The following is an 18,990-nucleotide window of genomic DNA, read 5'->3' as shown; positions in this document are numbered from 1 at the left end:
AGATGAGGATCCAGGATGACTCGCCCCCGCTCCCGTGCCGCGCTCCGCGCGCAGCAGAAGCGCCGCGCCTCGGCACCGGTGCGGATGCTTCTCGCCGCGCTCGGCACGGCGGGGGCGATTCTCCTGGGGATCCTCGCCGGCGGCGGAACCTTCGCCGCCTGGGCCAGCAGCGCCTCCGCTGCCGGACCGGCGACAGTGACCGCCGGCTCGGCCAGTCTGTCGCTCAGCCCGCTGTCGCTCAACGCGACAGACCTCTACCCCGGGAAGACTGTGTTCGGCGCGACCACGGTGCGCAACACGGGAACCACCCCTCTCGCCCTCTCGGTGCAGCCCGCCGCCGCCGCCACGGCCTTCATCTCGGCTCTCGCCGTGTCGGTGGGCCAGGGCTCTTCGGCCGCTGACTGCACGGCGGGTAAAGTGGCGCCTGCGGCCACCACCTCCCTCGGAGCCGCCGCGAACCCTGGCGTGACGCTCGCGCCTGGCGTCTCGGTCGTCCTCTGCATGGGCGTGGGGCTCCCCTCGGGTGCTCCGGCCGCGGCGGCCGGTGCCGCATCGACAGCTCTCGTCCTCACCGTCTCCGGAACCCAGGTCCAGAAATGACCCGCCGCCGCCTCCTCACCCCGATCGTCGCCGTCGCGACATTCGTGGCATTGGCCAGCGGCGGCGCCGCAGCCGCCGCGTGGATCGCCAGCGCCTCGGTGAACGCCACCGCCTCGTCGGCGACCGTCGCGACCACCCTTGCTCAGAGCGGGAACCTGGCCACGACCTACCGCTACACCGGAACGACCTCGACTTCCGCATCCGGCTCGCTCGTTCTCACCAACACCGGCCGCACGCCCTTGACCTACACCCTGGCCGCGCAGACCACCGGCCACGCGACGCTCGCCCAGAAGACGGCACTGTCGCTGTGGACCGGCACGTGCGGAACCACCGTGCCCGCCACGGGGGCGGTCACCACGACGCTGGCGGATGCGGCTCCCGCTCTTCCTGCCGCCGCCCGCACGATCGCCCCCGGTGCCAGCGCCACGGTGTGCCTCGCCACGCGCATCACCGGTGCCGACGCGAGCGCCTCCAACGCCGCCCTCCAGGGGCAGAGCATCACCGTCGCCTTCACCGCGACCGGATCGGCCGGCGCGAACTGGAAGGCCGCTGCATCCGCGCCCGCGTTCACGCAGTCGGTCTACCGCGTGGGCTCCGCGGGGGCCGTCTCGTGCTCGGCGAACTGGTGGAGCAGGGGCGTGACGCTCAGCTGGCCCGCCCCGGCGAACCGCGTCGCCGGCTCCCCGGTCGCCTACCGCGTGGTGGACACCCGCACGGGCGGGGAGATCGCCGCGGTCACGGTCGACGCGGGCACGGCGTCGGTGAGCTTCGACGGGTACGCGATCGCGCAGAACGGCACGCACGCGCTCGCCGTCGAGGCACGCGACACCGTCTCGGGCAGCATCTCCGCCGTGAATCCGACCATCGCCATCACCCGCACGACGCCGTGGAACCTCGGCGTCCTCTTCCCCACGCTGCAATGCCCATGACCGACACCACCGAACAGCCCGCCACCCGGCGCTCGCGGCGCGCGACCGCGCGGGAGGAGGCGCGTCAGCACAGCCTGCTGCACTACCTCGCGATCTCGTTCAGCGCGTCGATCCTGGCGCTGCTCCTGGCCGTCGCACTGGCCGTGATCGGGCTCCCGGCCATCGCCGGCGGCAGTGCGATGACCGTGCTCACCCAGTCGATGGAGCCGCGGCTTCCCCCCGGCACGCTCGTGGTGATCCGGCCGACGCCGATCGACGACATCCGCGTGGGCGACGTCGTGACCTACCAGATCCGCTCGGGGGACCCTGCCGTCATCAGCCACCGCGTGGTGTCGAAGACGTACGTCGACGGCGAGCTGACCTTCATCACGAAGGGCGACAACAACGACGCCGACGACCCCGACCCGGTGCAGGCCGTGCAGATCCGGGGGACGCTCTGGTACAGCCTGCCGCTCCTGGGTTGGGTGAACAATCTGCTGAACGGTCCCAACCGCGTCGTCATCCTCGCAGTCGTCGCGGGAGGGTTGTTCCTCTACGCGGTGAGCATGGTGATCGGATCGGTGCGCGATCGCCGCCGCGAGCGGATGCGGGCCACGGTGGAGCATTGACCGGCGGTCGCTGCCCTGCGCACCGCACGACGGGAGTGCGTTTCGCGAGGGGAGTGCGGATGCGGGGGGCCCGGGCCTCCGCTCGTGAGATGCACTCCGCTCGGCTCCGCAGGATCGCGCCGGAGGGCTGATCAGTCGAGCGCGTCGGCGCCGCGGTCGCTCGCATCGGCGGGGTCGAGCGGCTGCGCGATCGGAGGATTGCGATACCGCTGAATTCGTTCCTGCATGTACGCCACGGCCACGTCGTTCGTCGGAGGCCGGACTCCCGCGTTCGTGCTCTCGGCGACCAGGTTCGTCGCCATGTTGAGCACGAAGGTGGCATCCACCTCATTCCCGTCCTGCCCGATCGCGCGGATCGTCACGGTGTCGCCGCTCTGCTCGGCGGCGAGCAGACCCGCGTACTCCAGGAGCACATCCGCCGTCACGTCATCGGCGAACACCGTCTTTTCCCCGTACGAAAGGTGCTTCATTCGGCTGGTGTACCCGGCTGGCGGCGGGATTCCGAGACCGTTGACAAGAGATGGCGCCTATGAACGGAGAAGGCCCTCTCTCCAGTAGAAGCCTGAAGAAAGGGCCAGTGGCTCCGACCGGCATCGATCCGGTGACCTTTCGATTTTCAGTCGAACGCTCTACCAACTGAGCTACAGAGCCGCGTGGCATCCGTATCGCGAAGCGACGCGATGCCACGTCCTAGACGAAAGGCCTCCTCGAAAGAAGGCCCGTCGCTTGGAGCGACCCTGACGGGACTTGAACCCGCGACCTCCGCCGTGACAGGGCGGCACGCTAACCAACTGCGCTACAGGGCCATGCATATTGAGTTATGTCGGAGTGACCCCAACGGGATTCGAACCCGTGCTACCGCCGTGAAAGGGCGGCGTCCTAGGCCGCTAAACGATGGGGCCGAATGAACCCGTACGCCTCGCGGCTCAGCGCTCACTTGCCGACGCTCAAGCATACGCATTCGCCGGCTGATCCGCCAATCGAGGGCGCGCCTGCCGAGGGCGGGCCCACTGCGGGGCGAGCATGGCCGAGACGCGGCATCCGTCTCGCACTGTTGTGAATGTGACGGGTGTTGTTACTGTTGTCTGAGTTTCTGCTGTATACGGAAGGCTCTATCGTGACGCTCGAGCGCCTGGATGCTGAGGAGTGCGACTGCGCACCCAGCCCCCGTGAGCGGCGACTGCTGTGGCCGTCCGTCGACCGCCGAGCCGCGCTGCGGCTGGGAGCGCTGGGGGCGGTGACTCTCGGAGCCCTCGGCGCCGCCGCCGGGCCGCTCGTGCCGTCCGCGTTCGCGATCGCGGGATATCCGTCCTGGGGCGACGTCGAGCGCGCGCGTGCCAACGAAGCGGCGAAGGGCGCAGAGATCACACGCATCCAGGCGCTCATCCAGGGTCTGAACGCCGAGGTGCAGCGCACCCAGGCCGAGGTCGAAGCCCGCTCCGCGGAGTATTACCAGGCCCAGCAGGATTACCTGCAGGCGGCGTACGAAGCCGATCAGCTGCAGGCGCAGGCCGATGCCCAGGCGGCGAAGGCGACCGATGCGGCCAACAAGGCCGGCCGCGTCGCCGCGCAGTTGTATCGCAACGGCGGGGACGACACCCCGCTGGAGCTGTTCTTCGCCGGATCCGCGTCATCCGCCGACGACCTGCTCTCCAAGCTCGGCACGATGGACAAGCTCATCGAGCGCAACCAGACCGTGTACTCGCAGGCCGTGACCGCGCGCGACAGCGCCCGCAGCCTCAGTGACCAGGCAGAGGTCAAGCGGGTCGAGCGAGACCGCCTGCAGAAGGTCGCCGAAGAGAAGCTGGCGGCGGCGCAGCAGGCCGCGGATGCCGCGCAGGCGGCGCTCGCCGAGCAGCAGGCGAACCAGGTGACGCTCGAGGCGCAGCTCGCGGCTCTGAAGGACACCACCGCCCGCACCGTCGCCGACTACCAGGCAGGTGTCGAAGCAGAGCGCAAAGCGCGCGAGGAGCGTGAGCGACGCGAACGTGAGGAAGCCGAGCGCCGGGCCCGCGAGGCGGCGGCAGCGGCGGCCGCGGCCGCTGCCAACCAGGGCGGCGGGGGCGGCGGCGGGGGCGGCGGCGGTGGCGGTGGCGGCGGTGGCGGCGGAGTCGTCAGCTCGGGATGGGCTCGCCCATCGGGGGCTTGGGTGAGCTCGTGGTACGGGCCCCGCTCGTCGCAGTGCACGCCGTCGTATTGCGCGAGCGGCTACCACCTCGGCTTGGACTTCGCAGCGGGGTGCGGCTCCGGCAACTACGCCGCGGCGGCCGGAACGGTCAGCTATGCGGGGTGGAACGGTGGCTACGGCAACTTCGTGCGCATCGAGCACGGCGGCGGCATCGCCACCGGGTACGCGCACAACAGCAGCCTGCGCGTCTCCCGGGGCCAGTGGGTCGGAGCGGGCCAGCTCGTCGGGATCGTCGGTCTGACCGGCAACGTCTTCGGCTGCCACCTGCACTTCGAGGTCTATCAGAACGGCAGCACGATCAATCCCGCACCGTTCCTGCAGGCGCGAGGCGTCTGGGTCTGACTCCGCGGTACGCGAAGAAGCCCGGCCGATGCGGCCGGGCTTCTTTCCTTGCGCGGGTCAGAGCGAGTTCGGAGCCTCGCCCGATCCCTGCGTCTTGGTCTGCCCCTCGTGCTCCTCGAAGCGGGTGAAGGCCTCGGCCACGAGGCGTTCGGCCTCGGCGGCGCCGGCCCACTCGTCGACCTTGACCCACTTGTTGGGCTCGAGATCCTTGTAGTGCTCGAAGAAGTGCGAGATCTCCTTCTGCGTGTACTCGGGGATGTCGGCGACGTCCTGGATGTGCGCCCAGCGGGGGTCCTTCGCCAGGACGGCGACGACCTTGTCATCGCCGCCGGCCTCGTCGCTCATCTTCAGCACGCCGACGGGGCGCACCTTTGCGAGGATCCCGGGGGCCAGGTCGTGGTCGAGGAGGACGAGCACATCGAGCGGGTCGCCGTCTTCGCCCAGCGTGTTCTCGAAGAACCCGTAGTTGGTGGGGTACCCCATCGGCGTGAAGAGGATGCGGTCCAGGAACACGCGACCGGTGCCATGGTCGACCTCGTACTTGATCTTGCTGTTGCGCGGGATCTCGATGACGGCGTCGTACGCGCCCATACGTGTGCTCCTTCGATCTGGTTTGCCGCGGCCCAGCCTAGTGCGGCGGCGCATCCGCGACCCGTACCGTACTCAGCCTCGGCGGCGCGAAACCCTCGGGATCCGGCGCATCCGGTCGTCCCCTCGGCAACCAGGCTGACTTCGGTACGCGCCGTGCGGGTACCGTGGGCATCGTGCGCCGCCCGAGCCTGGACCCCGCCGTCGCCGCAGTGCGTCGCGCGGTGCGCGCGATGCTGGAGGGCCTGCGCGCCGACGGCGACCCCGCGGTGGTCGTCGCGCTCTCCGGCGGCGCCGACTCGCTCGCGTTGGCGGCAGCAACCGCGTTCGAGGCGCCGAAACTCGGCCTCCGACCCATCGCGGTGACGGTCGACCATGCCCTGCAACCGGGCTCGGATGCGGTGGCTGAGCACGCCGCCGAGGCCGCCCGCTCGCTCGGACTCGAGGCTCACGTCGTGCGGGTGACAGTCGGGACGGACGGGGGGCCGGAGGCCGCGGCACGCACGGCGCGGTACGAGGCGCTCGCGGAGGCCGCCCGGGCGCATGGCGCGCTGGCGGTGATCACCGCGCACACCCTCGATGACCAGGCAGAGACGGTGCTGCTGGGACTGGCCCGCGGATCGGGTGCGACCAGCCTGCAGGGCATGGCGGCGGCATCCGACCTGGACGGAACCCTCCTGCTGCGCCCGCTGCTGGCGGTCCGCCGCGACGTCACGCGTGCGGCGTGCGCCGCGGAGGGCCTCGACCCGTGGGAGGACCCCTCCAACGCCGACCGCAGATTCACGCGCGTGCGGGCGCGTGAGACCGTGCTCCCCGTGCTCGAGCGAGAGCTCGGCCCGGGAATCGCCGAGGCGCTCGCCCGCACCGCCGAGCAGCTCCGCGAAGACGCCGCCGCGTTCACCGAGATGATCGACGAGACGATCGAGGATCTCGTCGAGCACGCCGAGGCGGGCATCTCCGTCTCCGTCGCCGCGCTCGCGGCCAACCCGGCAGCGCTTCGTCACCGGATCATCCGCCACGTCGTGGCGAGCGAGTTCGGGCAGAGCCTCACGCGCGCACAGACGCTGGAGGTGGCGCGTCTGGTCACGGACTGGGCGGGTCAAGGCCCCGTGGACCTCCCCGGATGCTCCGCCCGGCGCGCGGGCGGGCGCCTGGAGTTCACCGCCTCGGGCGCCGCCGCCGCATCCGCCTAGGATCGAAGCCATGCGCGCGGCCGACATTCCCGACGACATCACCGAGGTGCTCCTCACGGAGGAGCAGATCCAGGACAAGCTCGTCGCGCTGGCCCAGCAGGTGTCCGACGACTACGCCGGCAAGAACCTGCTGCTGGTGGGGGTGCTCAAAGGCGCCGTCATGGTGATGGCCGACTTCGCGCGTCGCCTTCCGACACACATCCAGATGGACTGGATGGCTGTCTCGTCGTACGGAACGGGCACACGATCGAGTGGCGTCGTCCAGATCCGCAAGGACCTCGACACCGACCTGCACGGCCGCCACGTGCTCATCGTCGAGGACATCATCGACTCCGGGCTCACCCTCAGCTGGCTGCTGGAGAACTTCGCGTCCCGTGGGGCCGAGTCGGTGGAGGTGCTCGCCCTGCTGCGCAAGCCCGATGCCATGAAGGTGCAGGTCGAGTGCCGGTACGTCGGTTTCGACATCCCGAACGAGTTCGTCATCGGTTACGGCTTGGACTACGCCGAGAAGTACCGCAACCTGCGGGACGTGGCCGTGCTCGCCCCGCACGTCTACTCCTGACGCCTCGTCTCGCTCAGCGTCCGATCCCCGTCGGGGCGTACGCCCACGACGAACGCACAGGCCGGGCATAGACGGCGCGCGATACCCTGATTCGACCGCCGGACCGGCGGATATGCGGATGAAAGGTCTTGGGCGGCGCCCGAACCATGGACTTCAAGAAGCTGACGCGCAACCCGATCCTCTATGTCGTGCTGATCGGGATCTTCCTCATCGTCGGGTTCTCGCTGATCACCAACCTCAACGGCGCGAAGCAGATCTCCACCCAGCAGGGTCTGGAGCTGCTCGACGGGGGGACGGTCACCGAGGTCACGAACACCGACGGCGACCAGCGCGTGGACATGACGCTGTCGAAGCCCTTCGAGGGCGCGAGCGACGTGCAGTTCTACTACGTCTCGGCGCGAGCCGACGAGGTGGTGGATGCGATCGACGCGGCCGCCCCGGCCGACGGCTTCAACGACCTGGTGCCCCGCCCGTCGTGGTTCGACGGATTCATCTCCCTGCTCCTGCCGCTCCTGCTGCTGGGACTGCTTTTCTGGTTCATGCTCTCCAGCGCGCAGGGCGGCGGCAGTCGCGTCATGCAGTTCGGCAAGTCGCGGGCGAAGCTCGTCACGAAGGAGAGCCCGACGGTCACCTTCCAGGATGTCGCCGGCTCCGACGAAGCGATCGAGGAGCTGCAGGAGATCAAGGACTTCCTCAAGGACCCGGTGAAGTTCCAGAACGTCGGCGCCCGCATCCCGAAGGGCGTACTGCTGTACGGCCCTCCCGGAACCGGCAAGACCCTGCTCGCCCGCGCCGTCGCGGGGGAGGCCGGCGTGCCGTTCTACTCGATCTCGGGCTCGGACTTCGTCGAGATGTTCGTCGGCGTCGGCGCGAGCCGCGTGCGCGACCTGTTCAACCAGGCCAAGGAGAACTCCCCGGCGATCATCTTCATCGATGAGATCGACGCCGTCGGCCGCCACCGTGGCGCGGGCATGGGAGGCGGGCACGACGAGCGCGAGCAGACGCTCAACCAGATGCTCGTCGAGATGGACGGCTTCGACCCCAAGGTCAACGTCATCGTCATCGCGGCGACCAATCGCCCCGACATCCTCGACCCGGCGCTCCTTCGCCCGGGCCGCTTCGACCGTCAGATCGGGGTGGATGCTCCCGACCTCCAGGGCCGCAAGAAGATCCTCGAGGTCCACGGCCGCGGAAAGCCCCTCGCCGACAGCGTCGACCTCGAGGTTGTGGCACGGAAGACCCCCGGGTTCACCGGAGCGGACCTTGCCAACGTGCTGAACGAGGCAGCGCTCCTCACCGCGCGCTCCAACGCTCAGCTCATCGACAACCGCGCCCTGGACGAGGCAATCGACCGCGTGCTTGCGGGCCCGCAGCGTCGGACGCGCGTCATGAAGGACAAGGAGAAGCTCATCACCGCCTATCACGAGGGCGGCCACGCCCTCGCTGCGGCGGCGATGAACCACACCGACCCGGTCACGAAGGTCACGATCCTTCCCCGCGGCAAGGCGCTCGGCTACACGATGGTGCTGCCGCTCGACGACAAGTACTCCGTCACCCGCAACGAGCTGCAGGACCAGCTCGCGTACGCGATGGGCGGCCGCGTGGCCGAGGAGGTCGTCTTCCACGACCCCACGACCGGCGCGTCGAACGACATCGAGAAGGCGACGAGCATCGCCCGCAAGATGGTGACCGAGTACGGCATGACCACCGATGTCGGGCCCGTCAAGCTCGGCTCTTCCTCGGGGGAGGTCTTCATGGGCCGTGACATGGGGCACGGCCGCGACTTCAGCGAGCGCATCGCCGAGCGCGTCGACTCGCAGGTGCGGGCGCTCATCGAGCAGGCGCACAACGAGGCGTACGAGGTGATCAACGCCAACCGCGACATCCTCGACCGGCTCGCGCTCGAACTGCTGGAGAAGGAGACGCTCGACCACCTCGAGCTCGCCGAGATCTTCACCGACATCAAGCGTCTCCCGCCGCGCCCGCAGTGGCTGTCGTCGAGCGACCGCCCGGTGTCGGCGCTGCCGCCGGTCGACGTCCCCCGTCGTTCGGAGCCCGCCGGCGTGGCGGCATCCGTCGAGGCGGATGCGACGCCCGAGAAGGCTCCCCGCCGTCGTCCGAGCGGGCAGGCTCGGCCGGCGACCGCGTAGGCGTTCCGTGACCGTCGACCGGGCGCGGGTGTCTGCGCTGGTCCGAGAGCTTCTCGAGGCGATCGGGGAGGATCCCGAGCGCCCCGGCCTCCGGCAGACGCCGGAGCGCGTCGCGGATGCCTACGTCGAGTTCTTCGCGGGGGTGGGCGCGGATGCGGCGGCGCCCCTGGCGCACACCATCTCGGTCGCCTCCGGTCCCGCACCGGAGACGATCCCGTCGGGTGCGGTGATGGTGCGGGACATCGCGTTCCGCTCCATCTGCGAGCACCACCTGCTGCCCTTCCGGGGCCGCGCGCACCTCGCGTACCTGCCGGGCGAGCAGGTCGTCGGACTCGGCGCGCTCGCGCGGGTCGTCGACATCCTCTCGTCGCGGCCGCAGGTGCAGGAGCGCCTCGGCGAGCAGATCGCCGACGCCATCGCGACCTCCCTCGATGCCCGGGGGGTGCTCGTGGTCCTCGACGCGATGCACGAGTGCGTCACGATGCGCGGCGCCCGCCAGACCGAGTCGACGACCGTGACGATCGCCGCACGGGGCGAGCTGGCCGAGCCGGCTGCGCGGGCGGAGCTCGTCACGCTGCTGGGCGGCGCGAGATGACCCTGGTCATGGGGATCGTCAACGTCACCCCCGACTCCTTCAGCGACGGCGGACGCTTCGTCGATCCGGATGCCGCCATCGCCCACGCGCGGCATCTCCACGAGCAGGGAGCGGCGATTCTCGACATCGGCGGAGAGTCGACCAGGCCCGGTGCCGAGCGGGTCGCGCCCCGCGTCGAGCAGGAGCGGGTGCTTCCCGTGGTGACAGCCCTCGCTGATGCCGGGCTCACCGTCAGCATCGACACCATGAACGCCGACACCGCAGCGGCCGCCGTGCGCGCGGGCGCGCGCATCGTCAACGACGTGTCGGGCGGCCTCGCCGATCCGGAGCTGTTCGCCGCCGTGGCGGCGACCGACGCCGAGGTCGTGCTCGGGCACTGGCGGGGTCCCTCCGCGGACATGTACGCCGGGGCCCGATACGACGACGTCGCGCGCGAGCTCGCCGACGAGCTCCTCACCCGGATGGCGGATGCCGCCGCAGCGGGCCTCGCGCCCGACCGGATCGTCCTCGACCCCGGCATCGGCTTCGGCAAGCGCGGCGTCCAGAACTGGGACGCGTTGCGCGCGCTCCCGCAGCTCGTGGGCATCGGGCCCCGCGTGCTCGTCGGCACCAGCCGCAAGCGCTTTCTCACCGACGCGCTCGGCGCCGACGCGTCAGTGGCGCGCCGCGACCTCGCGACGGCTGTCACGAGCGTCCTGGCGGCGCAGGCGGGCGTCTGGGCGGTGCGGGTCCACGACGTGGGCGCCACGCGCGACGCGCTGCGCGTCGGCGAATGCTGGGAGGGTGCATGGACGCCGTAGACGAGATCACGCTGACGGGCCTGCGGGCGTTCGGCCATCACGGCGTGTACGCCGAGGAGCGGCGCGACGGGCAGGAGTTCGTCGTGGATCTGACGCTGCACCTCCCCACGGCGGCTGCCGCCGCATCCGACGACGTCGCCGACACCGTCCACTACGGCGAGCTCGCCGAGAAGGTCGCCGGCGTCGTGTCGGGGGAGCCGGTGAACCTCCTCGAACGCCTCGCCCAGCGCATCGCCGACGTCGTCCTCGCCGACGAGCGGGTGCAGGCGGTCGCGGTCACCGTGCACAAGCCGGCCGCCCCCGTTGCGGTCGCCTTCGAAGACGTCTCCGTCACCATCCGCCGTTCCCGCCCGACGCGCCGGGCAGCCGGCTTCGCGGTGGAGCAGCGATGACCGCGGAGAGCCCCGTCGCCGTCGTCGCCCTCGGGTCGAACCTCGGCGATCGAGCCGAGACGATGAAGGCGGCGCTCCACGAGCTCGCCGCGCTGCCGCTGGTCGACGACGTCCGGGCTTCGACGGCGATCGAGACTGTCGCGGTGACGGTGGCCGGGGAGGACGAGGACGCTCCGCGCTATCTCAACGCCGTCGCGCTGGTGCGTACGCGTCTCGCGCCCACCGTGCTGCTTCGCGCCCTCCACGCCATCGAGTCGCGGCACGGCAGGATGCGGCGCGAGCGCTGGGGCGATCGCACCCTCGACCTGGACCTCATCGCCTATGCCGGCGTGACCTCGGCAGACGAGAGGCTCACCCTGCCGCATCCGCGGGCCGCCGAACGCGAGTTCGTCCTGGCGCCGTGGCTCGAACTCGACCCGCAGGCGGAGCTTCCCGGCGCCGGCCGCGTGAGCGATCTGCTCGACCGACTGCGGAGCCGACGATGAGACGCACGCACCCCGCCCTCCTGCTCGTGGCTGCCGTCATCGGCGCCGCGGTGGGATTCCTCCTCGACAACGTGCTGACGTCGATGGGGCGCCCGACGTTCACCCCCGCGGTGTCGCTGCCGATCCTGCTCCTGCTCCTCGGCGCGGTCGTGCTGGTGCTGGCCGTCCCGATATCCCGCGCGACCCGTGGGCGCGCGACGGCCCCGGTGAACCCGTTCCGGGCGCTGCGCATCGCGATCCTGGCGAAGGCGTCGTCGATCGTCGGGGCGGGAGTCGGCGGGATCGCCCTCGGGCTCCTCGGCTTCCTGCTGACCCGCGAGGTCGTGCCCTCGATAGGCTCGATGGGGACGGTCCTCGCGACCGTGGTCTGCGGGGCGCTCCTCGTCGTCGCGGGTCTCGTCGCCGAGCAGCTGTGCACCATCCGGAAGGACGACGATGACGAACACCCCGGAGACTCCTCTCCCGGACTCGACACGTCGGGCCACTGACGCCGACGCGGCCGCCGGCCGCGACGAGGTCCTCGACGCCGCCACCTTCGACCGCGTGGTGGAGCCGCGCTCCGTCGCGCGGCTGCCGCTCGGCGACGGCACATGGCACCAACTGGCGCGTGCCTACGTCTGGGTGCGCATGATCAGCACCGCCGCACTGCTGGCCGCGGTGCTCGTGGTCGCCGTCGTGCTTCACGTGTGGCTCCATCAGCCGTGGGTGTGGATCCCCGCCGGTGTCGTCTCCCTGTTGTGCGCATGGACCCTGGTGCTGACCCCGCGGCAGGCGCGCGCGTACGGGTACCAGCTGCGCCGCGACGACCTCGTGTTCCGCCGCGGCATCCTGTGGCAGCGCATCGTCGCCGTCCCCTACGGGCGGATGCAGCTCATCGACATCACCCACGGCCCGCTCGACCGCGGATTCGGCATCGCCCAGCTGAAGCTGGTGACGGCAGCGGCCTCGACGGGCGTCACCATCCCCGGCCTCCCGCAGGAGGCGGCAGAGCGCCTGCGCGACACGCTCGTCGACGTCGCCGAGACCCGGCGCACCGGGCTGTGAGCGACGTCGACGCGCCCGCGCCCCCTGCCCCGGAGGTGCGCTCGCCGCTCAGCGACGGCGAGTGGCACCGCATGCACCCGTTGACGCCGCTGCTGCGAGGCGGGCTCTTCCTCCTCGTCATCGCCGGCGTGATCCTCGCGAACATGCGCGAACGGATCGTGGCGATCTTCGTGCCGATCTTCACCCCCGGCATCGACGTCGACACTCCTCCCGACCCGATCGACTACCTCGTCGACCACAACCTCATCCTCGTCGCCGGCGCGGTGCTCCTGGTCCTGCTCGCGGTGCTCCTGGTCATCTTCTGGCTGTCGTGGCGGTTCCACACGTTCCGCATCACGGGCGACGACGTCGAGGTGCGAAGCGGCGTGCTGTTCCGCACCCACCGGCGGGCACCGCTCGATCGCGTGCAGGGCGTGAACCTCACGCGGCCGCTCGTGGCACGGCTGGTGGGGATGGCCAAGCTCGAGGTGGTGGGGGCGGGATCGGACGGCAACGTCAAGCTCGAGTACCTCTCCACCCCGCATGCCGAGACGATCCGCGCCGACATCCTCCGTCTGGCGTCGGGCCGGCAGTTGGCGGAGGCGAGCGCGGAGGCGGAGGAAGCAGGGGCGAGACGGGGACCGCGGGTCGTCGCGGGGATCAACGGCCTGCTCGAGGGAGAAGACGCCGATGCCGCGGAGCCCGCGTCGATCGTGCACATCCCGCCCCTGCGCCTGGCGGCGTCTCGCCTGCTGAGCTCGTCCACCCTCGGGCTGCTCTTCATCGTCGCCGTGCTCGTGGTCGGCTCCGTCTTCGACGTGCCGTGGGTGTTCTTCGCGTTCATCCCCGCGGCGATCGGTTTCATCGCCTACGCGCTGCGCTCGTTCGTGCGTGCGTTGCGGTATTCGATCGCGCCCACCCCGGGAGGCGTGCGCATCACCTTCGGCCTCTTCACGACGGTCACCGAGATCCTCCCGCCCGGCCGGGTGCACGCCCTCGAAGTGCGGCAGTCGCCGCTGTGGCGGCCCTTCGGATGGTGGTCGATCCGGGTCAATCGCATCTCCGGTCGCGCGTCCAGCGACGCCACGGCCGAGCAGCTCACCACCGTGCTGCCGGTGGGTACGCACGACGACGTCGAGCGCGTGCTCCGGCTGCTCCTGCCGACACTCGCTCCGGACGATGAAGACCGCATCTTCACGCAGGGGATCGACGGGCCCGGGGACGACGACCCCTACACGACGACACCGGCGCGGGCCCGGCTGCTGCGCCCGCTCGCCTGGCGGCGGAACGGGTTCGCGCTGACTTCCGACGCGCTGCTCCTGCGTCGCGGCGCTCTGTGGCGCTCGCTCGGGATCTTCCCGCTCGCCCGCCTCCAGAGCGTCGGCATCTCGCAGGGGCCCGTAGATCGCGCCCTGAACGTCGCGAACCTCACGGCGCATGTCGTCGCGGGCACCGTGACCACCACGGTCGGAATCCTCGACCGCGACGAGGCGGTCGGCGCGTTCGAGCGCACTGCCGAAGCGGTCGTGGCCGCTGCCGCGCAGGACCGCAGCCACCGGTGGGCGCAATGACCGCGCGCGACGGCCGGCTGGGCGTCGGGGTGATCGGCGCGGGCCACGCCGGGCCCGTCATCGGTGCGGCGCTGCGGGGAGCCGGGCATGCGGTGGTCGGGATCACGGCGGGATCGGACCCCGACCGCGTCGACGCCCTCCTCCCCGGCGTGCCGCTGCTGGATGCCGACGAGATCGTCCGGCGCGCGGAGCTCGTGGTGCTGGCCGTGCCCCATGATCAGCTTCCGGGGCTCGTGTCCGGGCTGGGCGACCTCGGTGCGTGGCAGCCCGGGCAGCTGGTCATGCACCTCGACCCGGGATACGGCGTGGCAGTCCTCGCGCCCGCCCTGCAATCGGGGGCGATCCCGCTCGCCATCCATCCGGCGATCACCTTCACCGGCACATCGATCGACCTCCGCCAGCTCGCGCAGAGCTATGCGGCCGTCACCGCTCCCGCGCCGGTGCTCCCGATCGCGCAGGCGCTCGCGGTCGAGCTCGGCTGCGAGCCGGTGGTCGTCGCCGAAGCCGATCGACCCGCCTACGCGGAGGCGATCGCCACGGCGACGGAGTTCTCGCGGTCGATCGTGCGGCAGGCGTCCGACCTCCTCGCCCGGGTCGGCGTGGACAATCCGGGCGGCTACCTCTCGGCCCTGGTCCGCTCCACCGTCGACCAGGCGCTCGCGGATGGCAGGCCGTGGGTGCCGGGCGGTCTGCCGCCGGACGCTACGATCGACGGATGATCAGCACCGTCGAGGGGCTGCGCACCCGGCTGGCCGAGGCCAGAAGCGCAGCCCCGTCGAACGAGAACGCACCGACGGTCGCGCTCCTGTCCACTCTGGGAGCGCTGCACGACGGACACATCGATCTCGTGCACCTCGCGCGGGAGCGCGCGGACCTCGTCGTGGTGTCGACGTTCGTCAACCCGCTGCGCTTTCGCACCGCGGACGATGCCGCGGCGTACCCCCGGAGCCCTTCCGAGGACTCGCGACTTCTCGAGTCGCTCGGTGTGGACGTGGTGTTCGCACCGAGCGCGGCCGAGCTCCTTCCGTCCGGCTTCGCCACCACCCGGGTCTCCGCCGGCGACCTCGGGCTGCGGTACGAGGGACGCTCCCGTCCGTACTACTTCGACGGGCTGCTCACCGCGGAGGCGATCCTGTTCTCTCTGGTGCGCCCCGACGTGGCGGTCTACGGCGAGCGCGACCGCCAGCGGATCTTCCTCGTCCGGCGGATGATCCGCGACCTGTTCCTGGGGATCGAGGTGGCGACGGTGCCCACCGTCCGCGCGGACGACGGGCTCCCCGTCTCCAGTCGGCTCACGCTGCTCGACGCTGCCGAGCGCGGCGCTGCCGCGCTCATCCCCCGCGCACTGGACGATGCCGCGTCCAACGCCGACCGGGGCGTGGACGCCTGCATCGCGGCCGCGCAGTCGGCGCTCATGGGGGAGTCGCGCATCCGGCTGGACTACCTCAGCGTCGTCGACCCCGCCACGTTTCTGCCGGTCGACGAGGGGCATGCCGGTTCGGCGACCGTGCTGCTGGCCGCGACCGTGGGCGGTCACCGGTTCATCGACAGCACCGACGTCTACCTCCCCTGATCCGGCGGATGCCGGGGACCCGCGCAACTAAACTGGGGAAGACCCCGAGGAGCATCCCCGATGACCGACGCGCCCGCCCCGCCCGCCGACTCCGGCGCCACCGTCGACGACGCCGTCGGTGCAGAGCTCGACGACGCCTTCGAGCAGAAGGCGGTCCGGCTGAGCAAGCGCGAGAGGCTCCTCAGCGGGCGCGCGGATGCTGCGGGAGGACCGTACCCCGTCGTCGTCCCGGTGACCGACACCATCCCCGACGTCCGCGCCCGTTTCGGCGAACTGACGGCGGGCGAGGAGACCGGGGTCGTCGTGGGCGTGGCCGGGCGGGTGGTTTTCAGCCGCAACACCGGCAAGCTGTGCTTCGCGTCGCTGCAGTCCGGCGACGGCAGCCGCATCCAGGCGATGGTGTCCCTCGCCGCCGTCGGCGAGGAGTCCCTCCAGGAGTGGAAGGAGCTGGTCGACCTCGGCGATCACGTCTTCGTCTCGGGCGAGGTGATCTCCAGCCGTCGCGGCGAGCTGTCGATCCTGGTGAAGGAATGGCAGATCGCATCGAAGGCCGTGCTGCCGCTGCCGAACCTCTACACCGAGCTGAGCGAGGAGGGGCGGGTGCGCAGCCGCTACCTCGATCTCATCGTGCGGGAGCGGGCGCGCGAGACCGTCGTCGCCCGGGCGAAGGTCAACGCGAGCCTCCGTGCCACGTTCGCCGCACGCGGGTTCCTCGAGGTCGAAACCCCCATGCTCCAGGTGCAGCACGGGGGTGCGAGCGCGCGGCCGTTCGTGACGCACTCGAACGCGTTCGACACCGACCTGTTCCTGCGGATCGCGCCGGAGCTCTTCCTCAAGCGCGCCGTCGTCGGCGGCATCGAGCGGGTGTTCGAGATCAACCGGAACTTCCGCAACGAGGGCGCCGACTCCACGCACAGCCCCGAGTTCGCGATGCTCGAGGCGTACCAGGCTTACACCGACTACTCCGGCATCGCCGACCTCACGCAGGCGCTCGTGCAGGACGCCGCGGTCGCCGTCGCCGGCTCGACCACGGTGACGTGGGCCGATGGGACCGTCTACGACCTCGGCGGTCAGTGGGACCGCATCTCGATGTACGACTCGCTCAACGAGGCGATCGCGTTCCGCTACGTCGGACGCCGCCACGACCCCTTCACGCCGCAGACTCCGGTCGGGGAGCTCGCAGCGTTCGCCGCCGAGGTGGGGGTCGACGCGCCGTCGCATCCCACCCACGGCAAGTGGGTCGAGGAGCTGTGGGAGCACTTCGTGAAGCCGGGCCTGTCCCGCCCGACGTTCGTGATGGACTTCCCGGTCGACACCAGCCCGCTGGTGCGCGAGCACCGCTCGATTCCGGGCGTCGTGGAGAAGTGGGACCTGTACGTACGCGGGTTCGAGCTGGCCACGGGCTACTCGGAGCTCGTCGACCCGGTCATCCAGCGCGAGCGGTTCACCGAGCAGGCGAAGCTCGCCGCGCGCGGCGACGACGAGGCGATGCGCATCGACGAGGAGTTCCTCCGCGCCCTCGAGCACGGGATGCCTCCCACCGGCGGGATGGGGATGGGCATCGACCGGCTGCTGATGGCGATCACCGGCCTCGGCATCCGGGAGACGATCCTCTTCCCGCTCGTGAAGTAGCTCAGTCGGGGTCCCGCACGCCGAACAGCCCCCCGCCGTACTTCATGAGGGAGTCGTAGGCCTCCCCGTAGGTCGCCGGCGGGGTGCTCCCGGGGTCGAAGCGCGCTGTCAGCAGGCCCAGGAGACCCCGCGCCGGCGCGGTGAGCGGGCGCTTGCGGTGCTTCTCCTCGGTCGCCTTCGCGTCGGTCTCCGGATTGGCCGGAACGTACAGCGACGTGGGCTGCGGCCACGCGTAGGGCTGGCGGGGCACCGTGAGGTTCACCGCATTGAAGATCGGGTTGGCTGCCTCGTCGCGCCGGGTGAGCGGCCGCAGCCCGTGCAGCCGGCACAGCGTGTTGATGACCGAGCCGTGGTTCATCTCATCGTGGACGACCGTGCCCGCCGCGGTGTAGGCGCTCACGACGATCGTGGGCACCCGGCAGCCGAGGCGATCGAAGCGGAACCCCATCTCCCCGGCCCCGGCGTTGTCGGGCGGCACCGTCTCCGGCGGCGGGACGTGGTCGTACGTGCCGCCGTGCTCGTCGAACGTGATCACCAACGCGGTGTTCATGGCGTTGGAGCCGTCGGACGAGTCGCTCTTGCGGATGGCGTCGTAGACGTCTTGCACGAGGGCGTCACCGGCGCGCACATCCGAGTAGGCGCTGTTGTGGATCGACAGCGACGACCCGTCCTCGAGCTTGAGGTTGCCCTCACGCAGCTCGCCCCACGGCGGGTGCATGTCGTTGTGGTTGAAGACCATGCGCGGCTCGATGAACGAATAGGCGGGGAGGTCGCCGTTCGCGGCATCTTCGTAGAACTGCTCCATCGAGCGGAAATTGGTCTTCCAGTACTGCTGCAGCACGGGGGCATGGAGCATGCCGGTGAGCGCCACCAGCTGGGTGGCGTCGTAGTACACGCGCCAGGGGATGCCGGCATCCTCCAGGCGCGTGAAGATCGTGGGCGCGTCGGGTCCGTCGATCCACTTGTAGTAGTCGTCGCCGCCGTGGTTCGTGACGTAGCCGTGCGACGTGGAGGAGTGGAAGAACACCCGGTTGCAGAAGGTCTGCGAGGGCACGGCGGAGAACCACCGATCGTAGACGGCGAACTCGCGTGCGAGCGTGGAGATGACGGGGAGCATCGATGGATCGAAACCGCCCATCGCCACGCGGTACTCGTCCGCGGTCGGCTCGCGATTCTTGTGCAGCCGGAAGTTCGTGATGTAGTCGCGCACGAAGCCGCTGTTGTCGGGCACCGCTCCGGCGGGCGGGGCGTTGAACGGCGGAAGGTGCTCGTTGCCTCCGCGGTGCGTGTTCTCGACCGGGTCGACGACACCGAAGAGCTGCGTGTTGACGTGCGGATACGTCTCGCCGGGATCGGGCTGCGGCTGCTGCATGATCGAGTCGGTCGGCCCGTCGTAGACGTATGCGGGAACGACCGTGCCATCCGGAGCGGAGTTGGAGTAGTCGCCCTGATTGAGGCCGTCGAACTCGTCCACCGACTTCTCATCGGCCGAGTACAGGCGCCCGAGCAGGTTATCGAAGCTGCGGTTCTCGAACATGACGACGACGATGTGGTCGAACCCGGGCGCGTGCCGGGCGGGGAGGGGCGCGAACTCGGGCGGATGCACCGTCGCGGCTGCGGTGACCGCGGCCGCGCCCGATCCGCCGATGGCGACGCCCGCGGCACCGACGCCGATGCGGCGGAGGAAATCGCGGCGGGACGGAGCTCCCTCGGCGGTGGAGGTGTCGTCGCCGTCGGTCATGTCACCGAATTGTACGGA

General features: G+C 70.6%; 20 protein-coding genes and 3 tRNA genes. 17 read left to right on the top strand and 6 right to left on the bottom strand.

Annotated elements, in window-relative coordinates:
• Nucleotides 1-15: 15 nt before the first annotated feature.
• Genes ACTU3I_RS00960 through ACTU3I_RS00950 form a run of 3 tightly spaced genes read left to right on the top strand, consistent with a single transcriptional unit; the run spans nucleotide 16 to nucleotide 2,137 of the window.
• The gene (locus tag ACTU3I_RS00960) at nucleotides 16-600 is read left to right on the top strand and encodes a hypothetical protein (protein WP_442923726.1); all 585 of its coding nucleotides are present in this window, start codon (nucleotides 16-18) and stop codon (nucleotides 598-600) included.
• Nucleotides 597-1,529 carry a hypothetical protein gene (locus tag ACTU3I_RS00955; RefSeq protein ID WP_442923725.1) on the top strand — a complete coding sequence of 311 codons (933 nt, stop codon included), beginning with the start codon at nucleotides 597-599 and terminating at the stop codon, nucleotides 1,527-1,529. The genes ACTU3I_RS00960 and ACTU3I_RS00955 overlap by 4 nt, the downstream gene beginning before the upstream one ends.
• Complete coding sequence (locus ACTU3I_RS00950; protein ID WP_442923724.1) at nucleotides 1,526-2,137, top strand: signal peptidase I; 612 nt, start codon at nucleotides 1,526-1,528, stop codon at nucleotides 2,135-2,137. Before ACTU3I_RS00955 ends, ACTU3I_RS00950 begins: the two co-directional genes overlap by 4 nt.
• 131 nt (nucleotides 2,138-2,268) lie before the next feature.
• On the opposite strand, the gene ACTU3I_RS00945 is transcribed toward ACTU3I_RS00950, so the two are convergent.
• From ACTU3I_RS00945 to ACTU3I_RS00930, 4 genes are all read right to left on the bottom strand, one after another.
• Nucleotides 2,269-2,607, bottom strand: coding sequence for a hypothetical protein (locus ACTU3I_RS00945; protein WP_442923723.1), 339 nt, complete (start codon nucleotides 2,605-2,607; stop codon nucleotides 2,269-2,271).
• Between the two features lie 108 nt (nucleotides 2,608-2,715).
• Nucleotides 2,716-2,788, bottom strand: a tRNA-Phe gene (locus ACTU3I_RS00940).
• 81 nt (nucleotides 2,789-2,869) lie between these two features.
• Nucleotides 2,870-2,943, bottom strand: a tRNA-Asp gene (locus ACTU3I_RS00935).
• A gap of 23 nt (nucleotides 2,944-2,966) precedes the next feature.
• A tRNA-Glu gene (locus ACTU3I_RS00930) sits at nucleotides 2,967-3,039 on the bottom strand.
• 215 nt (nucleotides 3,040-3,254) lie between these two features.
• Between ACTU3I_RS00930 and ACTU3I_RS00925 the strand changes: the two genes are divergently transcribed.
• Nucleotides 3,255-4,667, top strand: a complete 1,413-nt coding sequence (locus tag ACTU3I_RS00925; protein ID WP_442923722.1) for a M23 family metallopeptidase — start codon at nucleotides 3,255-3,257, stop codon at nucleotides 4,665-4,667.
• A 57-nt stretch (nucleotides 4,668-4,724) separates the two neighbouring features.
• Here ACTU3I_RS00925 and ppa read toward each other — a convergent pair whose 3' ends face one another.
• Nucleotides 4,725-5,258 carry an inorganic diphosphatase gene (gene ppa, locus ACTU3I_RS00920; protein ID WP_442923721.1) on the bottom strand — a complete coding sequence of 178 codons (534 nt, stop codon included), beginning with the start codon at nucleotides 5,256-5,258 and terminating at the stop codon, nucleotides 4,725-4,727.
• A 230-nt stretch (nucleotides 5,259-5,488) separates the two neighbouring features.
• On the opposite strand from ppa, the gene tilS reads away from it, so the two are divergent.
• The 13 genes from tilS to lysS all read left to right on the top strand — a co-directional run bounded on the left by tilS (nucleotide 5,489) and on the right by lysS (nucleotide 17,231).
• The gene (tilS, locus tag ACTU3I_RS00915) at nucleotides 5,489-6,448 is read left to right on the top strand and encodes a tRNA lysidine(34) synthetase TilS (RefSeq protein ID WP_442925293.1); all 960 of its coding nucleotides are present in this window, start codon (nucleotides 5,489-5,491) and stop codon (nucleotides 6,446-6,448) included.
• A 10-nt stretch (nucleotides 6,449-6,458) separates the two neighbouring features.
• Nucleotides 6,459-7,010 (top strand): hypoxanthine phosphoribosyltransferase, encoded by a 552-nt coding sequence (hpt, locus tag ACTU3I_RS00910; RefSeq protein WP_442923720.1) that lies wholly within the window; start codon nucleotides 6,459-6,461, stop codon nucleotides 7,008-7,010.
• 146 nt (nucleotides 7,011-7,156) lie between these two features.
• Entirely contained in the window at nucleotides 7,157-9,160 is a 2,004-nt protein-coding gene (gene ftsH / locus ACTU3I_RS00905) for an ATP-dependent zinc metalloprotease FtsH (protein ID WP_442925292.1), read from the top strand.
• 7 nt (nucleotides 9,161-9,167) lie between these two features.
• Nucleotides 9,168-9,755: a GTP cyclohydrolase I FolE gene (gene folE, locus ACTU3I_RS00900; RefSeq protein ID WP_442923719.1), complete on the top strand. Its 588-nt coding sequence runs from the start codon at nucleotides 9,168-9,170 to the stop codon at nucleotides 9,753-9,755.
• Nucleotides 9,752-10,555, top strand: coding sequence for a dihydropteroate synthase (gene folP, locus ACTU3I_RS00895; protein ID WP_442923718.1), 804 nt, complete (start codon nucleotides 9,752-9,754; stop codon nucleotides 10,553-10,555). The genes folE and folP overlap by 4 nt, the downstream gene beginning before the upstream one ends.
• Entirely contained in the window at nucleotides 10,543-10,947 is a 405-nt protein-coding gene (gene folB / locus ACTU3I_RS00890; protein WP_442923717.1) for a dihydroneopterin aldolase, read from the top strand. The genes folP and folB overlap by 13 nt, the downstream gene beginning before the upstream one ends.
• Nucleotides 10,944-11,432, top strand: coding sequence for a 2-amino-4-hydroxy-6-hydroxymethyldihydropteridine diphosphokinase (gene folK / locus ACTU3I_RS00885; protein WP_442923716.1), 489 nt, complete (start codon nucleotides 10,944-10,946; stop codon nucleotides 11,430-11,432). Before folB ends, folK begins: the two co-directional genes overlap by 4 nt.
• Nucleotides 11,429-11,920, top strand: coding sequence for a DUF3180 domain-containing protein (locus ACTU3I_RS00880; RefSeq protein ID WP_442923715.1), 492 nt, complete (start codon nucleotides 11,429-11,431; stop codon nucleotides 11,918-11,920). Before folK ends, ACTU3I_RS00880 begins: the two co-directional genes overlap by 4 nt.
• A complete protein-coding gene (locus ACTU3I_RS00875) occupies nucleotides 11,868-12,476 on the top strand; it encodes a PH domain-containing protein (protein WP_442923713.1) in 609 nt (202 codons plus the stop codon). Before ACTU3I_RS00880 ends, ACTU3I_RS00875 begins: the two co-directional genes overlap by 53 nt.
• Nucleotides 12,473-14,026: a PH domain-containing protein gene (locus ACTU3I_RS00870; protein WP_442923712.1), complete on the top strand. Its 1,554-nt coding sequence runs from the start codon at nucleotides 12,473-12,475 to the stop codon at nucleotides 14,024-14,026. Before ACTU3I_RS00875 ends, ACTU3I_RS00870 begins: the two co-directional genes overlap by 4 nt.
• Entirely contained in the window at nucleotides 14,023-14,745 is a 723-nt protein-coding gene (locus tag ACTU3I_RS00865) for a Rossmann-like and DUF2520 domain-containing protein (protein WP_442923711.1), read from the top strand. Before ACTU3I_RS00870 ends, ACTU3I_RS00865 begins: the two co-directional genes overlap by 4 nt.
• Nucleotides 14,742-15,599 carry a pantoate--beta-alanine ligase gene (gene panC / locus ACTU3I_RS00860; protein WP_442923710.1) on the top strand — a complete coding sequence of 286 codons (858 nt, stop codon included), beginning with the start codon at nucleotides 14,742-14,744 and terminating at the stop codon, nucleotides 15,597-15,599. The genes ACTU3I_RS00865 and panC overlap by 4 nt, the downstream gene beginning before the upstream one ends.
• A 60-nt stretch (nucleotides 15,600-15,659) precedes the next feature.
• Nucleotides 15,660-17,231, top strand: coding sequence for a lysine--tRNA ligase (lysS, locus tag ACTU3I_RS00855; protein WP_442923709.1), 1,572 nt, complete (start codon nucleotides 15,660-15,662; stop codon nucleotides 17,229-17,231).
• Between the two features lies 1 nt (nucleotide 17,232).
• Here lysS and ACTU3I_RS00850 read toward each other — a convergent pair whose 3' ends face one another.
• Nucleotides 17,233-18,972, bottom strand: coding sequence for an alkaline phosphatase family protein (locus tag ACTU3I_RS00850; RefSeq protein WP_442923708.1), 1,740 nt, complete (start codon nucleotides 18,970-18,972; stop codon nucleotides 17,233-17,235).
• Nucleotides 18,973-18,990 lie beyond the last annotated feature (18 nt).

The organism is Microbacterium sp. RD1 (genome assembly GCF_052220165.1).
Lineage (GTDB): Bacteria > Actinomycetota > Actinomycetes > Actinomycetales > Microbacteriaceae > Microbacterium.
The sequence above is the reverse complement of the archived record's forward strand: the minus strand, read 5'-3'. Positions and strand labels throughout refer to the sequence as shown.

Coding starts and splice junctions, on each gene's coding strand:
- ACTU3I_RS00960 (WP_442923726.1), top strand. CDS start 16: ATGACTCGCCCCCGCTCCCGTGCCGCGCTCCGCGCGCAGCAGAAGCGC.
- ACTU3I_RS00955 (WP_442923725.1), top strand. CDS start 597: ATGACCCGCCGCCGCCTCCTCACCCCGATCGTCGCCGTCGCGACATTC.
- ACTU3I_RS00950 (WP_442923724.1), top strand. CDS start 1,526: ATGACCGACACCACCGAACAGCCCGCCACCCGGCGCTCGCGGCGCGCG.
- ACTU3I_RS00945 (WP_442923723.1), bottom strand. CDS start 2,607: ATGAAGCACCTTTCGTACGGGGAAAAGACGGTGTTCGCCGATGACGTG.
- ppa (WP_442923721.1), bottom strand. CDS start 5,258: ATGGGCGCGTACGACGCCGTCATCGAGATCCCGCGCAACAGCAAGATC.
- tilS (WP_442925293.1), top strand. CDS start 5,489: ATGCTGGAGGGCCTGCGCGCCGACGGCGACCCCGCGGTGGTCGTCGCG.
- hpt (WP_442923720.1), top strand. CDS start 6,459: ATGCGCGCGGCCGACATTCCCGACGACATCACCGAGGTGCTCCTCACG.
- ftsH (WP_442925292.1), top strand. CDS start 7,157: ATGGACTTCAAGAAGCTGACGCGCAACCCGATCCTCTATGTCGTGCTG.
- folP (WP_442923718.1), top strand. CDS start 9,752: ATGACCCTGGTCATGGGGATCGTCAACGTCACCCCCGACTCCTTCAGC.
- folB (WP_442923717.1), top strand. CDS start 10,543: ATGGACGCCGTAGACGAGATCACGCTGACGGGCCTGCGGGCGTTCGGC.
- folK (WP_442923716.1), top strand. CDS start 10,944: ATGACCGCGGAGAGCCCCGTCGCCGTCGTCGCCCTCGGGTCGAACCTC.
- ACTU3I_RS00880 (WP_442923715.1), top strand. CDS start 11,429: ATGAGACGCACGCACCCCGCCCTCCTGCTCGTGGCTGCCGTCATCGGC.
- ACTU3I_RS00875 (WP_442923713.1), top strand. CDS start 11,868: ATGACGAACACCCCGGAGACTCCTCTCCCGGACTCGACACGTCGGGCC.
- ACTU3I_RS00865 (WP_442923711.1), top strand. CDS start 14,023: ATGACCGCGCGCGACGGCCGGCTGGGCGTCGGGGTGATCGGCGCGGGC.
- panC (WP_442923710.1), top strand. CDS start 14,742: ATGATCAGCACCGTCGAGGGGCTGCGCACCCGGCTGGCCGAGGCCAGA.
- lysS (WP_442923709.1), top strand. CDS start 15,660: ATGACCGACGCGCCCGCCCCGCCCGCCGACTCCGGCGCCACCGTCGAC.
- ACTU3I_RS00850 (WP_442923708.1), bottom strand. CDS start 18,972: ATGACCGACGGCGACGACACCTCCACCGCCGAGGGAGCTCCGTCCCGC.